Raw genomic sequence first — 12,177 nt, 5'->3', positions numbered from 1 at the left:
CCCGCGAGGCGGCCCGCGCCAAGCTCGCCGAGCTTTCGAATGTCGAGCCGACCCGGCTCGCCGCGCCGAGGCGGTAGAGATTTTTGCGACACAAGCGCTGCTTTCCCTCTCCCCTTGCGGGAGAGGGTGGCTCGCCGCGAAGCGGCGAGACGGGTGAGGGGTCTCTATCCTCACGAACGGTCTCGCGAGCGGATAGCACCCCTCATCCGGCGCCATAGCCGATGCGAAGCATCGGCATTTTCAAGAACGGCGGCCGAAGGCCGCCTATGCCACCTTCTCCCGCAAGGGGAGAAGGCAGAAGCTCCGCGACTACTTCGCCTTCTTGGCTTTCGCCTTCTTCGCCTTCGCGGCCTTCTTCTCAGGCTTCTCTTCCTTCGCCTTCTTCTCCACCTTGGCCGCAACCGGCGTGCTGGCGGCGAGGCGCATGGCGCGGGCGTAGCTGTCGGCGACGTTGTCGGCGGACATCTGCAGGCGCTTGGCGGCGGCGGTGGCCTGCTCCAGGGTGGCCTTGGCCATCATCTTGAAGCGGTCGCAGGTCTCCTTGCCCTTGGCCTTGGCCGCAAGGCCGTTGAAGCGATCCCGCCGCTCCTTGGCGCGGGTCATCAGGCCCGTATGCAGCTGTCTGGCTAGTTGCCGGATCACGACATCCAGGTCGGCGTCCGCCATGTTGTTCTATCCCCTTCGAAAACGGTATCGATGCGGGCGGGACTATGCAGATCGAGCCCCGCCTTGGCAATTGCCGCCTGCGCGTCATCCGCAGCTTCCGGCTGACAAAACAAAAAAGCCGCGCATTTCGCGCGGCTCTGATGTGGTCTGGCGCAGGAAGCGCGACGTCTGCCTCACTTCAGCGAGGCGACCGGGCCGCTCGAGGCTGCCGGGTCGGGATCGAAGCCGAACACGCCGACCAGGTATTTGTAATAGTCCGGCATCTTCTCCTTGAGCGTCTCGCGCGACTTCGGATCGTGGAATTCGCTTTTTCCGGAGAGGAAGATGCTCGCGGTCACGGCAAAGAACTCCATGGGATTCTTCATCGCATAGGATTCCTTGGGCAGCATGTCCTTGGACTTGGCCAGGGCATAGTAGGCGATCACGCCCTTGTTGGCATAGCCGTCCGGCAACAGCCGCGCGTGATAGGCGTGCAGCAGCTCGTGCAGCAGCACGGCCTCCTTCTCGTAACGCATCATGTCGGGCCGCAGCATGATCACGCCGAGGCCCGAATCGACCGCGAGGTCGACGGCATTGGGATTGGTCCAGCGCTGCTGGCTGGGGTCCCAGACCGTCAGCGTCCGGGGAGCGCTGCGCTGGATGTCCGGCGTGACCCGGCCGTAGCACGCGGTCGCGGCACCTTCGTCGAGGCAGGCCAGCTCGCTCGCGACGATCGGAACGGTGTGGAAGAAGCGCAGCACGCGCGGCGACAGGCCGACGCCTTCGACGACGTCGATCTGGCTCTTCAGATTGTTGGTGAGCTTGTCGACATCCTTGCGGTCGCGATTCTCGGACAAGTCGAACATGTAGCCGCGGTAGCTCTGGAAGCCCGGCGGCAGCGGCTGGGCTGCGTCAGTGGACGCATCGAGCGATCCGGCAATGGATGGATTGGCGAAGAGCGCGCCGACGATGGTTGCGGTCAGCAGCAACGCAATGCGCATGATGAACCCCCTGATCTCACTTCGCCCGGCAGGATAGGCCACCGTTGTTTGCGAAAAGTGAGTGGGGCAAGACTAAGGCACCGATGTTGAGGCGTGCTTAATCCTTGGTTGCAGATCGTGGAGGCGGATTAGGGCGGGGTTAACCAAGCGTGGATTGGCGGCGCGCTTCGGCGTAACATCCGCTTCGGGCACCAGGCCCTCACATCAGTACCCGGAAGGAGGATGCCATGTATGCCGCCATCCGTCAGGCCAAGGCGAAAAGCGGGAGTGCGGAAGAGCTGGCGCGCCGCATCAAGGACGGCGCCGTTCCGATCATCAGCGACGTCGACGGTTTCCGCGCCTATTACGTCGTCTATGCCGGCGACGACACGGTGACCGCGATCTCGATCTTCGACAAGTTCGAGCAGGCGGAGGAGGCGAACCGGCGCGCGATCGCCTGGATCGAGAAGGATCTGGGGCCGCTGCTGGCGGGACATGCGAGTGCTGCGGCCGGGCCGGTGATCGTGCATACGCTGGCGTAGGGGTTGGGCTGAGCTCTCTCCCCGGTGTCGTCCCGGCCTAGCGCGCAATTGCGCGCGGGGGGCCGGGACCCATACTCCCAGGCAGGAGTTGTGGCGCGACATCGGAGTGGCCTGTCTTCGCCAAACCTCTCCCTGTGGTTATGGGTCCCGGCCCCCGCGCGCAATTGCGCGCTAGGCCGGGACGACACCGAAATTTTGGCCTGCGCCCTCCGTCAAAACTCGCAGCGCCCCCCTCACAACTCCCGTGCATTCGAGAATGCGAAACTCGACACCCTTCTTGTCGTCTCGTCCAGGATCAGCGTGCGCGTGATCGGTGGCTCGGCGCGCTGGGCACAGTTTTCGCGCTCACAGAGACGGCAGTTGACGCCAATCGGCGTGCCCTCGGTCTTCTCCAGGTCGATACCTGCAGCGTAGGTCAGGCGGGCGGCGTGACGGATCTCGCAGCCAAGGCCGATGGCGAAGCGCGGCTGCGGCAGCGGATGCGGCGCGACGGGACGGCGCACCATCTGCGCGATCGAGAAATAGCGCGTGCCGTCGGGAAGCTCGATCACCTGCTTGAGCAGGCGGTCCGGCGTGTCGAAGGTCGAATGCACGTTCCACAGCGGGCAGGTGCCGCCGAATTTCGAGAACGGGAACGTGCCGGAGGAGAAGCGCTTGGAGACGTTGCCGGCATTGTCGACGCGCAAGAGGAAGAACGGAATGCCGCGCGCGTTCGGCCGCTGCAGGGTGGTGAGGCGATGGCAGACCTGCTCGAAGCCGGAATTGAAGCGTTGCGCCAGCACGTGGATGTCGTAATTGAGCGCCTCGGCCGCGGCGAGGAATGCCGGGTAGGGCATCATGACAGCGGCTGCAAAGTAATTGCCGAGCGTGATGCGGAACAGTCGCCGCGGCGCGTCGTCGAGTGGGCCGGATCGACCGATGATGGTCTCCAGATGCTGCGCGCATTCACCTAGGCCAAGCTGGAAAGCGAGCTGGAACGCGCGGCCGGGCGGGTCGACCAGCTCGGAGATCAGGAGCTGGCGGCGGTGGCGGTCGAACCGCCGGAGCGTCTCGCGCATCACGTCGACGGGCATGATGCGGGTCTGGATCGAATGTTTTTCACGCAGTCGCGCAGCGAGCGCTGCATAGAGTCCCTCTGCTGGCACGTCCAACTCGTCGCGAAGATTTTCCGCGGCTTGCTCCAGCTCCGGGAAATAGTTGCGATTCGCCTCAATCAACTCGCGCACACGCTCGACCGGATTGGCCTCATAACGCGTGCCGACGTCGCGGTCGGCCATTTGCGCCGCCGCCAGCGTCTCGCCCTGGCGCGCCTCGGTATAGGCGGCATAGAGCCGTTGCAGCGCATGGGTCACGCCCGGGCAGAGCTCGGCGAGGTCGCGCAGCTCCTGCTTGGGCACGTCGATCTGGCGGAACAAGGGGTCGGAGAAGATCTCGTTGAGCTCGGCGAAGAAACGATCCTCGTCGGCAGTGGCGAGGTCGCGCAGGTCGAGGTCATAGGTCTCGGCCAGCCGCAGCAGGATCTGCGCCGTCACCGGGCGCTGGTTGCGCTCGATCAGGTTGACATAGCTCGGCGAGATCGAGAGTCCCTCGGCGATCTGGGTCTGCGACAGCCCCAATTGCTGCCGGATCCGCCGGAAGCGCGGGCCGACGAAGAGTTTCTTGCCGGAATCGGCGGCCATTTCTCAGATCTCCGTGTGCATCAAGGGCAGTCTCACTGACCTATAATTTACAAGATTTACAAACTAACATCTATTACACGTTCAGATGTTACATGACATCACCAATAAAAGACAAGCCACCTGTACGAAGTTTCCGTTTTCGCGTTTAGCTCCTGACACGCATTTCGCAATGCACTGTCAAAAATGTCGATGGCAAAACAGCCGTCGTCAGCGAAAAGGATCAGGCCATGAATTATCAGCCCCGCGGCATCAGCACCCTCCTGCGCCCGGCTTCGTATCAGAGCGAGGTCGAGGCGGCTCAGACGCTCCTTAAGACCCAGCCGACCTGGAACGGGGTGACGGCCGAGGCCGTCGCACGCATGCGCCTGCAGAACCGCTTCAAGACCGGCCTCGACGTCGCCCGCTACACCGCGGCGCTGATGCGGGCCGACATGGCTGCCTATGACGGCGACCCCACCAAGTACACCCAGTCGCTGGGCTGCTGGCACGGCTTCATCGCCCAGCAGAAGCTGATCTCGGTCAAGAAGCACTTTGGCAAGACCGATCGCACCTACCTGTATCTCTCGGGCTGGATGATCGCGGCGCTGCGCTCCGAATTCGGCCCGCTGCCCGACCAGTCGATGCACGAGAAGACCTCGGTGCCCGCGCTGATCGAAGAGCTCTACACCTTCCTGCGTCAGGCAGATTCCCGCGAGCTCAACGACATCTTCCGCGCCCTCGACAAGGCGCGCAAGGAAGGCGACAAGACCAGGGAGAAGGAGCTGATCGGGAAGATCGACAACTTCCAGACCCACGTCGTGCCCGTCATCGCCGACATCGATGCCGGCTTCGGCAACGCGGAGGCGACCTATCTGCTCGCCAAGAAGATGATCGAGGCGGGCGCCTGCGCGCTCCAGATCGAGAACCAGGTCTCAGACGAGAAGCAGTGCGGCCACCAGGACGGCAAGGTCACCGTGCCGCATGACGTTTTCCTCGCGAAGATCCGGGCCTGCCGCCACGCCTTCCTCGAGCTCGGCGTCGAAGACGGCGTCGTCGTGACCCGCACCGACTCGCTCGGCGCCGGCCTGACGCAGCAGATCGCTGTCAGCCACAAGCCCGGCGACATCGGCGACCAGTACAACAGCTTCCTGGATTGCGAGGAAGTGACGGCGGAGAACGCCAAGAATGGCGACGTCATCATCAACCGCAACGGCAAGATGATGCGTCCGAAGCGGCTGCCCTCCAACCTCTACCAGTTCCGCCCCGGCACCGGCGAAGACCGCTGCGTGCTGGACTGCATCACCTCGCTCCAGAACGGCGCCGACCTGCTCTGGATCGAGACCGAGAAGCCGCATATCGAGCAGATCGCCAAGATGGTCGACCGCATCCGCAAGGTCGTTCCGAATGCGAAGCTGGCCTACAACAACTCGCCGTCGTTCAACTGGACCCTCAACTTCCGTTGGCAGGTCTACGACGCGATGAAGGAAGCCGGCAAGGACGTCAGCCAGTACAACCGTGCCGAGCTGATGAAGGCGGAGTATGACGACACGCCGCTGGCGAAGGAAGCCGACGAGCGCATCCGCACCTTCCAGGCGGATTCGGCCAAGCGTGCCGGCATCTTCCACCACCTGATCACGTTGCCGACCTATCACACGGCGGCGCTGTCGACCGACAATCTCGCACGCGAGTATTTCGGCGAGCAGGGCATGCTCGGCTACGTCAAGAACGTGCAGCGCGCCGAGATCCGTCAGGGCATCGCCTGCGTGAAGCATCAGAACATGGCCGGCTCCGACATCGGCGACGACCACAAGGAGTACTTCGCCGGCGAAGCTGCCCTGAAGGCGGGCGGCGCCCACAATACGATGAACCAGTTCGGCTAACGCATCGGGCTACTCTCGACAGGAGACTGACAATGACCAAAGGCAGCAATTTCTGGGTGATCGGCGGCGAGTTCGGTTCGATGAACTTTCACAAGCTCGTGGAAGGCTCGGCCCAGGTCAAAGGTCCGTTCAAGACCCGCAAGGAAGCCGAGGACTGCTGGCGCGAGGTGTCGGAGGAGAGCCGCCACAAGGCCGGCGTCCGCTTCTCCATCGTGGAAGAGCCGTCGCGGGTCTCGGCCTGACGCACTGAACTAAGAAAACGTCCAAGGACGGATGGTCCCATCCAGGCCCTGCCTGGGTGGGATCGTCTGTTTTTGGCACGGGTGAAACGTCTGTGGGTGCCGTAAGTATCTGGAATTGTGGGCCCTTTGCGGGCGCTGTGGTTGCTGATAGGTTAACCATGGTGTTTGAGGACGAGGCCGACAATGTCAGAGCCCGAAACCAGCGGAATCCATCCCAGCCAGCCGCGCCCGGTGCGGCTGCGCGATGCGCTGTTGCGCGCCCGGATCGAGGCCGCCGACCGGACCGGCGTGGTCGTCGATCTCAGGGACGCCGAGGTGGCCCGGCTGGAGATCCTCAATGACGCGCTCGATCCCCTGTTCGCGCAGGTGCCTGATAAGATCGACCTGTTCGACCGCGGCATCAGCCAGGGCGATACGCCCAGGCTTTGGATCGACGTCGTCGCCCATATCATGATGGGGCGTGACAAGCGGATGTACCGCTTCGTCCAGGACACCCGCTTCGGCCGCATCGTGCTCGCCGAATCGCACGACACGGCTGTTATCGTCGATGCCGTCACCGACTATGTCGCGCGGCGCATGATCGAGCGCGAGCATGCGATGGTGGTCCCGCCCGAACCGCAAGCACCGGCCACCGAGCCGCCGCGCCGCTCGCGCCTGTGGCCGTTCGTGTTCGGCTTCATCCTCGGCGCCGCCGCCTTGTTCGGCGTTGCCGTGCTGGCAGTCCTACGGAGCTGGTGAATTTCTCTTCGCCGTCATTCCGGGGCATGCGAAGCATGAACCCGGAATCCATCGGGACGCAGCGCGTGCGGGTGAATGGATTCTCTGATGCGCAATTGCGCATCATAGCTCGCGCTTGCCGCGCGCCCCGGAATGACGATGGTCTCAAATCAACCGCGCATGCTTGATCTGTCCCATCCGAAATCCAGCCCCCAGGCTCCGCACCGTATGCTCGCAGCGCCAGCCGGCATTGTCCTTCTCGATCGTGAACAGATTATACGCCGCCGCCGGGTAGCGCCCGTGCGCGAGCGCGGAGGCGGAGGGCACGCCGAGCGCGGGAATGTTGCCGTTCGGGCCCTCGAACCACATCGTCGAATGAATGTGGTCGTGCCCGTGCAGGATCAGCTCGACGCCGTGGCGCCTGAGCAGTGCCAGCAGCTCGCCCGCGTCCGTCATCCGCTTCTGGCGTGCGACGGATTTCAGCGGATGATGCACCAGCAGCACGCGGAAGACATCTTCCGCGGCGAGCCGCTTGAGAACTTGTTCGAGCGAGGCGAGCTGATCGCGCCCGAGCGTGCCCGTCGCCATCAGCGGCAGGGTCGGCACCGCCGTGGACAGGCTGATCAGCGCCAGCGGCCCGCGCCGGCGGACGGCTGGGAAAGCCACGGCATCGATCGTGTCCGCGGCGATGTAGTGCAGGAAGGTCTCGCCGAAGCGATGACTCGTTGCGCTGACATAGGCGTCGTGATTGCCGGGAATCGCAGTGACGCGGTCGGGCGGGCCAACGCTTTCGAGCCAGGCCAGCGCCGGCGCGAATTCGGCTTCCAGCGCGAGGTTGACGAGATCGCCCGTCACCGCGATGTGGTCGGGCGCCTGGGCCTTCATGTCGGCAACCAGCACGTCGAGCACCTCGCGGCGCTGGTATTTGTGCCGGTTGCGCGTCCAGTTGACGTAACCGAGCGCGCGCTTGCCGGCGAGCTCGATCAGCCGCGGCTTCGGCAGTGGCGGCAGATGCGGGTCGGACAGATGGGCGAGCGTGAAGGGGGCCATGGCGCGCGATTGCCTCGCTATTGCTCCGCTGTAATGGCAAGGTCGCAGCCGGCGCGCAAGCAGGGCCTCAAAGGGGGCGTCAAGGAAAGCCTGATGGGAGAACGTCTGAACACCATTCGACGAAAATTCGAGCCGCTGCTGCGGCGCATCTTTCATGTCTATTTCCTGCTGGTCCGCGGCATGACGCTCGGCGTCCGCGCCGTGGTGCTTGACGCGGAGAACCGGGTGTTCCTGGTCAGGCACAGCTACGTCAGCGGCTGGTATCTGCCCGGCGGCGGCGTCGATTTCGGCGAGACCATGGCGCACGCGCTGCGGCGCGAGCTCAAGGAGGAGGGCGACATCGATCTGATCGGAGATGCCGTGCTGCACGGCATCTTCCTCAACAGCCACGTCTCCCGCCGCGACCACGTCGCGGTCTATGTGGTCAGGCAGTTCAGCCAGGACCGCCTGCCCGCGCCCAACCACGAGATCGTCGAATGCGGGTTCTTCGCGACCACGGCGCTGCCCGAGGGGACCACGCCCGGTACACGGCTGCGGATCGCGGAAGTGCTGGGCGGCAAGCCCCTGATTGCTACGTGGCGCTGAGGGTGGTTGTGCCAGTCGGTCAACGGATGCAAGCCGGCGAGTCAGAACACCTCTCCCGCCGACGCTGAAAAGGGAACTGAGCATCTTGGCTGCCCGATGGACCGCGCTGCGTTCAGGTGCTATCCCGCCAACTGACATGACCGATCTCTCACTCACCATCCTTCCCGAGGCCGCCGGCGACGCCCAGGCGATCGAACGCCTGCACGAGCGCACCTTTGGTCCCGGCCGCTTCGTGCTCAGCGCCTACCGCATCCGCGAGCACGTCGACCATCTGCTCGAATTGTCCTTCACCGCACGTATCGGCACGCTGCTGGTCGGCTCGGTCAGGCAATTGCCGATCCTGATCGGCGACACGCCGGCGCTGCTGCTCGGACCGCTCACCGTCGAGCCGCCGTTCCGCGACCGCGGCATCGGCCGTCTCCTGATGGAGCGCGCGCTGCAGGACGCCAAAGAAAAAGGCCACGCCATCGTGCTCCTGGTCGGCGACGAGCCCTATTACAGCCGCGTCGGCTTCAAGCCGGTCCCCAAGGGCCGCGTCACCATGCCGGGCCCGGTCGACGCCGCCCGTATCCTGGTGTTCGAGCTCGTCGACGGCGCCTTCGAAGGCGTGTCGGGCGCGGTCGGTCCCGACTGGAGCAAGGCGCGGGGGTAGGGGCCGGGCTACGACGCTGTGGATTGGAAGGGCCGCTGCGTCGCCTCGTACTCCGTCATTGCGAGCCACCGGGTCCGCGCAAAGCGCGGCCCGATGACAGGCTCCGCGAAGCAATCCAGAATCTTTCCGCAGAGGCAGTCTGGATTGCTTCGCTGCGCTCGCAATGACGATGTGGAGGCGGAGTGTGTCGGGGCCTGTAGGCCCCGACACACTCCAGGTCAGAACTTGAAGTTCGCGAATGCCCGCACGCCGATGCCGGGCATCAGCACCTCGTCCTTGGTGTAGGACACCGAGTTGCGGATGTTCTCGTTGAGCAGGTTGTTGCCGACGAGGCCGACCAGCATCTCGCGCGCGCCGAAGGCGTTGGGGTTGAGCTTGGTCTTGTAGCTCACCTCCGCTTTCAACAGATTGTAGCCCGCCGTCGGCGTCTCCGCGATCACGGCGACGTTGTTCTGCGCGAAGGCATGCAGTAGGTTGACGCGCATCAGCCAGTTGTCGTCACGCCAGAACACGCCGCCGCCCATTCTGAGCGGCGGAATCCGCGGCACGTTGGTGCCGTCGGTGAAGGTGGCGCGAACGACGTCGAGCTGGTTCTCGATGCCCCAGATCCCGCCCTGGAATGCGCCGAGGTCGATCTGCGACTGGAACTCGCCGCCGCGGAAGTTCGCGTTGCGCTGCGAATAGACGGCCTGGTTCAGCTCGGCGTCGGGCGCACCGCATGAGGCGAAATCGCCGTCGCACATCACGCCGGTGAGGCGGCGATAGATGAAATTGTCGAAATGCGTGTAGTAGACCGTCGCCTCGAAGCGGAGCGGTCCCGTCGCCTTGCGCACGCCGACCTCGACGGACTTGGCGGTCTCGATGGTGAGGTTCGGATTGCCGATATCGAAGGTCGCGGTCGCATCGTGGCCGCCGCGCGAGAACAGCTCGGCCGGCTTCGGTGCGCGCTCGACATATTGCGCGGTGATGCTGCCGACCATGCCGCCCGGCAGATCCTGCAACAGGCCGATGCTGCCGCTCTTGGGCGTGAAGGACGGATTGCGGACGATGCTCGTTTGAGGACTGCCGTCGGGCAGGAAATCCGCCGGGAAATCCGGCGTCGAGCCGTGCAGCTCGACATGCTCGATGCGGCCGGCGATCTGCGCTCTCGTTTGTTCACTGAACTTGAACTCGTTGAAGACGTAGCCGGCAACGCGGTAGTTGCGGTTCGGGTCCCACAATCCATTGAACAGCGCGCCGGGATCGTCCGGACTCGGCGCAGTCAACTCCTGATGGCCTGCTTGAAAGCCGAACGCAGTCGTCACCTCGGCAAAGCGTGCATTGAACGGCATCAGCTGCGTTTCAACACGAATCTCCTCCTCCCGATTGGTGAAGGTCTGCCGGACACCATCGGTTGTCGGATCGGCGGGATCGGCGAGACCCAACTCGTTGTGACGGTAATTGGTGGCGCCCGCCCAGAAACGGATCGCATCGATCGCGGCGCCATCCGGGCGATATTCGCCCTTGACGTTGATCTTGGTCTGATGCGCATCGATCCGGGTCCGGTGATCGGCGCCATCGATGCCGGGGATATGATAGAGCGAATCGTTCTGCGTGATCGACGCGCCGATGAAGCCGCCCGTGAAAATGTAGGACCCGCCGATCGACGCGCCATCCGACCGCGTTGCCGAGTTCGGCTGGCGATTGCCGACTGGCCGTGTTTGGTCGAACAAGTACGGATAGCTCGGAATGTAATAGTCGGACGTCGTGCGGCCATAGGCGTCGGCATGGAAGGCGAAATTGCCGCCGCCGGTGTCGAGCAGCGCGCCGCTCTCGACGCCGCGATCGACCGAGCTGAACGCGGTGCGCGTCTCGGCAGTGACGCAAGGCGATGTCGCGGCTGATGCGAGCGGCGCCTTGGTCGGCAGGCCGTAGGTCTGGAATGACGGCGCGCAGGAAGGCAGCGCATCCGGAATCCGGTTGTTGGTGGCGCTGACGACGCCGCCGATGGAGGTCGAGCCGTAGCGCAGCGCAGCCGGCCCACGCACCACCTCGACCTGGTTGGTCGCGAGCGGATCGATCGGGACGAAATGATCCTCGCCGAGATCGGAGGCGCCACCCGCATTGGTGCCGTTCTCGACGATGCCGACGCGGTTGACGTCGAGACCCCGGATGATCGGCCGGCTGGAGGCGCCGGGCGCGAAGCTCGAGCCGGTGATGCCGGGCTTGGAGAATAGGAGATCGCCGAGCTGACCGCCGCCCTCGCGGCGGATCTCTTCGTTCGGCACCACCGTGACGGTCGCGAACTGGTTGGTCACAATAGGCAGCACACCCTGCTGAGGCGCGGCAGGCACGGGGGCTGCGGGCGTCGCTTCCGCCGTTTGTTGGCGGCTGCGCACACGTGCGGTCCGCGTGCCGCGACCCGGGGTGCGGGACGGCACCACCGCTCGGCGCACGATCGGGCTCGGCGCCGTCACGGTGACGGCCGGGATCTCGGTCGCCGATTTGTCTTGCGCAGGCTCTTGGCCAAAGGCGGGCGTGGCGGCGGCACCGAGCAGGAGCAGGCTTGCTCCGCCAAGACGCTGCGCGCGTCGCAATTGAAATGACATGGTCCTGATTCCAGTCAGGCCGTCCGCATGATGGTCTGTTGATCGGAGGCGGCCTGCCGTCGCGGTGCGACGGAATTCGACTTCAACTTCTCCCGGGCATTCGCCATGCGGCGAGGCTGGGCGTGATCAAGCGTTGGAGGTCAGGAAGCGGGAGGGGCGCGGGGCTGGAACGCCGTGCCGGCCGATTTCAGATGGATGAATTCGGCATCGGTGGTGCGGTGGAGCAGCTCGATCGCCTGCGGCAGCAGCAGCACCGGCGGCGTCGCGAAAACGATTGTGCCCGCCAGCGCGACGACGGCGCAGATCGCGCAATTGTCGTCGCCGGGATGCTCGCGGTCAGGACGGGCGGGCGATTGCTTCTGGACCGCGGCGCGGTCGATCGCAGCAACGCCCTTGGCGATGTCCTTGCTGTCCGTCTGCTGGAGCGAGGATTGGGCGAAGGCCGCTGCCTGCGCGAACCAGTGGCTGTGGCCGAACGTCAGCGCGAACTGCACCAGCATCGCGAACAGCGCGAGCCGGGCGGCGTGCCTCACATTTGACCGAAACCATTTCATCCGAAAGCGCCCCACCACCGCGCGGCCAATCCCCTGGCATCGCGGCGTTACAAAGTAACATCGCCCGATCGATCAGCGAATGTC

At 64.6% G+C, this 12,177-nt stretch carries 12 protein-coding genes; 6 read left to right on the top strand and 6 right to left on the bottom strand.

Annotation, left to right across the window (positions count from 1 at the left end; all coding sequences use genetic code 11):
- Positions 1-309: 309 nt before the first annotated feature.
- Together CWO91_RS16385 and CWO91_RS16380 are read right to left on the bottom strand one after the other, a co-directional pair.
- Positions 310-666: a hypothetical protein gene (locus tag CWO91_RS16385; protein ID WP_130214357.1), complete on the bottom strand. Its 357-nt coding sequence runs from the start codon at positions 664-666 to the stop codon at positions 310-312.
- A 173-nt stretch (positions 667-839) separates the two neighbouring features.
- Positions 840-1,646 (bottom strand): hypothetical protein, encoded by an 807-nt coding sequence (locus CWO91_RS16380; protein ID WP_165405499.1) that lies wholly within the window; start codon positions 1,644-1,646, stop codon positions 840-842.
- A 227-nt stretch (positions 1,647-1,873) separates the two neighbouring features.
- On the opposite strand from CWO91_RS16380, the gene CWO91_RS42990 reads away from it, so the two are divergent.
- A complete protein-coding gene (locus CWO91_RS42990; protein ID WP_014497428.1) occupies positions 1,874-2,167 on the top strand; it encodes an antibiotic biosynthesis monooxygenase in 294 nt (97 codons plus the stop codon).
- A 233-nt stretch (positions 2,168-2,400) separates the two neighbouring features.
- Here the strand turns inward: CWO91_RS42990 and CWO91_RS16370 are convergent, their stop codons facing one another.
- On the bottom strand, positions 2,401-3,846 hold the full coding sequence (locus tag CWO91_RS16370; protein ID WP_130214355.1) for a helix-turn-helix domain-containing protein: 1,446 nt from the start codon (positions 3,844-3,846) through the stop codon (positions 2,401-2,403).
- A 227-nt stretch (positions 3,847-4,073) separates the two neighbouring features.
- On the opposite strand from CWO91_RS16370, the gene CWO91_RS16365 reads away from it, so the two are divergent.
- The 3 genes from CWO91_RS16365 (at position 4,074) to CWO91_RS16355 (ending at position 6,685) form a co-directional block, all read left to right on the top strand.
- Positions 4,074-5,705 (top strand): isocitrate lyase, encoded by a 1,632-nt coding sequence (locus CWO91_RS16365; RefSeq protein WP_130214354.1) that lies wholly within the window; start codon positions 4,074-4,076, stop codon positions 5,703-5,705.
- A gap of 32 nt (positions 5,706-5,737) precedes the next feature.
- Entirely contained in the window at positions 5,738-5,947 is a 210-nt protein-coding gene (locus tag CWO91_RS16360) for a DUF4170 domain-containing protein (protein ID WP_008560963.1), read from the top strand.
- Between the two features lie 183 nt (positions 5,948-6,130).
- On the top strand, positions 6,131-6,685 hold the full coding sequence (locus CWO91_RS16355) for a hypothetical protein (RefSeq protein WP_165405498.1): 555 nt from the start codon (positions 6,131-6,133) through the stop codon (positions 6,683-6,685).
- Between the two features lie 144 nt (positions 6,686-6,829).
- Here the strand turns inward: CWO91_RS16355 and CWO91_RS16350 are convergent, their stop codons facing one another.
- Complete coding sequence (locus CWO91_RS16350) at positions 6,830-7,714, bottom strand: metallophosphoesterase family protein (RefSeq protein ID WP_130214352.1); 885 nt, start codon at positions 7,712-7,714, stop codon at positions 6,830-6,832.
- Between the two features lie 93 nt (positions 7,715-7,807).
- Here CWO91_RS16350 and CWO91_RS16345 point away from each other — a divergent pair, with 93 nt between their 5' ends.
- Both CWO91_RS16345 and CWO91_RS16340 read left to right on the top strand, forming a co-directional pair.
- Positions 7,808-8,299: an NUDIX domain-containing protein gene (locus CWO91_RS16345; protein ID WP_130214351.1), complete on the top strand. Its 492-nt coding sequence runs from the start codon at positions 7,808-7,810 to the stop codon at positions 8,297-8,299.
- Between the two features lie 136 nt (positions 8,300-8,435).
- Positions 8,436-8,951 carry a GNAT family N-acetyltransferase gene (locus tag CWO91_RS16340; RefSeq protein WP_130214350.1) on the top strand — a complete coding sequence of 172 codons (516 nt, stop codon included), beginning with the start codon at positions 8,436-8,438 and terminating at the stop codon, positions 8,949-8,951.
- 218 nt (positions 8,952-9,169) lie between these two features.
- On the opposite strand, the gene CWO91_RS16330 is transcribed toward CWO91_RS16340, so the two are convergent.
- Both CWO91_RS16330 and CWO91_RS16325 read right to left on the bottom strand, forming a co-directional pair.
- Entirely contained in the window at positions 9,170-11,539 is a 2,370-nt protein-coding gene (locus CWO91_RS16330) for a TonB-dependent receptor (protein WP_130214348.1), read from the bottom strand.
- Positions 11,540-11,679: 140 nt separating this feature from the next.
- A complete protein-coding gene (locus CWO91_RS16325; RefSeq protein ID WP_130214347.1) occupies positions 11,680-12,093 on the bottom strand; it encodes a DUF2946 family protein in 414 nt (137 codons plus the stop codon).
- Positions 12,094-12,177: the final 84 nt, after the last annotated feature.

The organism is Bradyrhizobium genosp. SA-3 (assembly GCF_004212635.1).
Taxonomy (GTDB): domain Bacteria; phylum Pseudomonadota; class Alphaproteobacteria; order Rhizobiales; family Xanthobacteraceae; genus Bradyrhizobium.
Note: the sequence above shows the minus strand (reverse complement) of the source record. Positions and strands in the feature narration are given on the sequence as shown.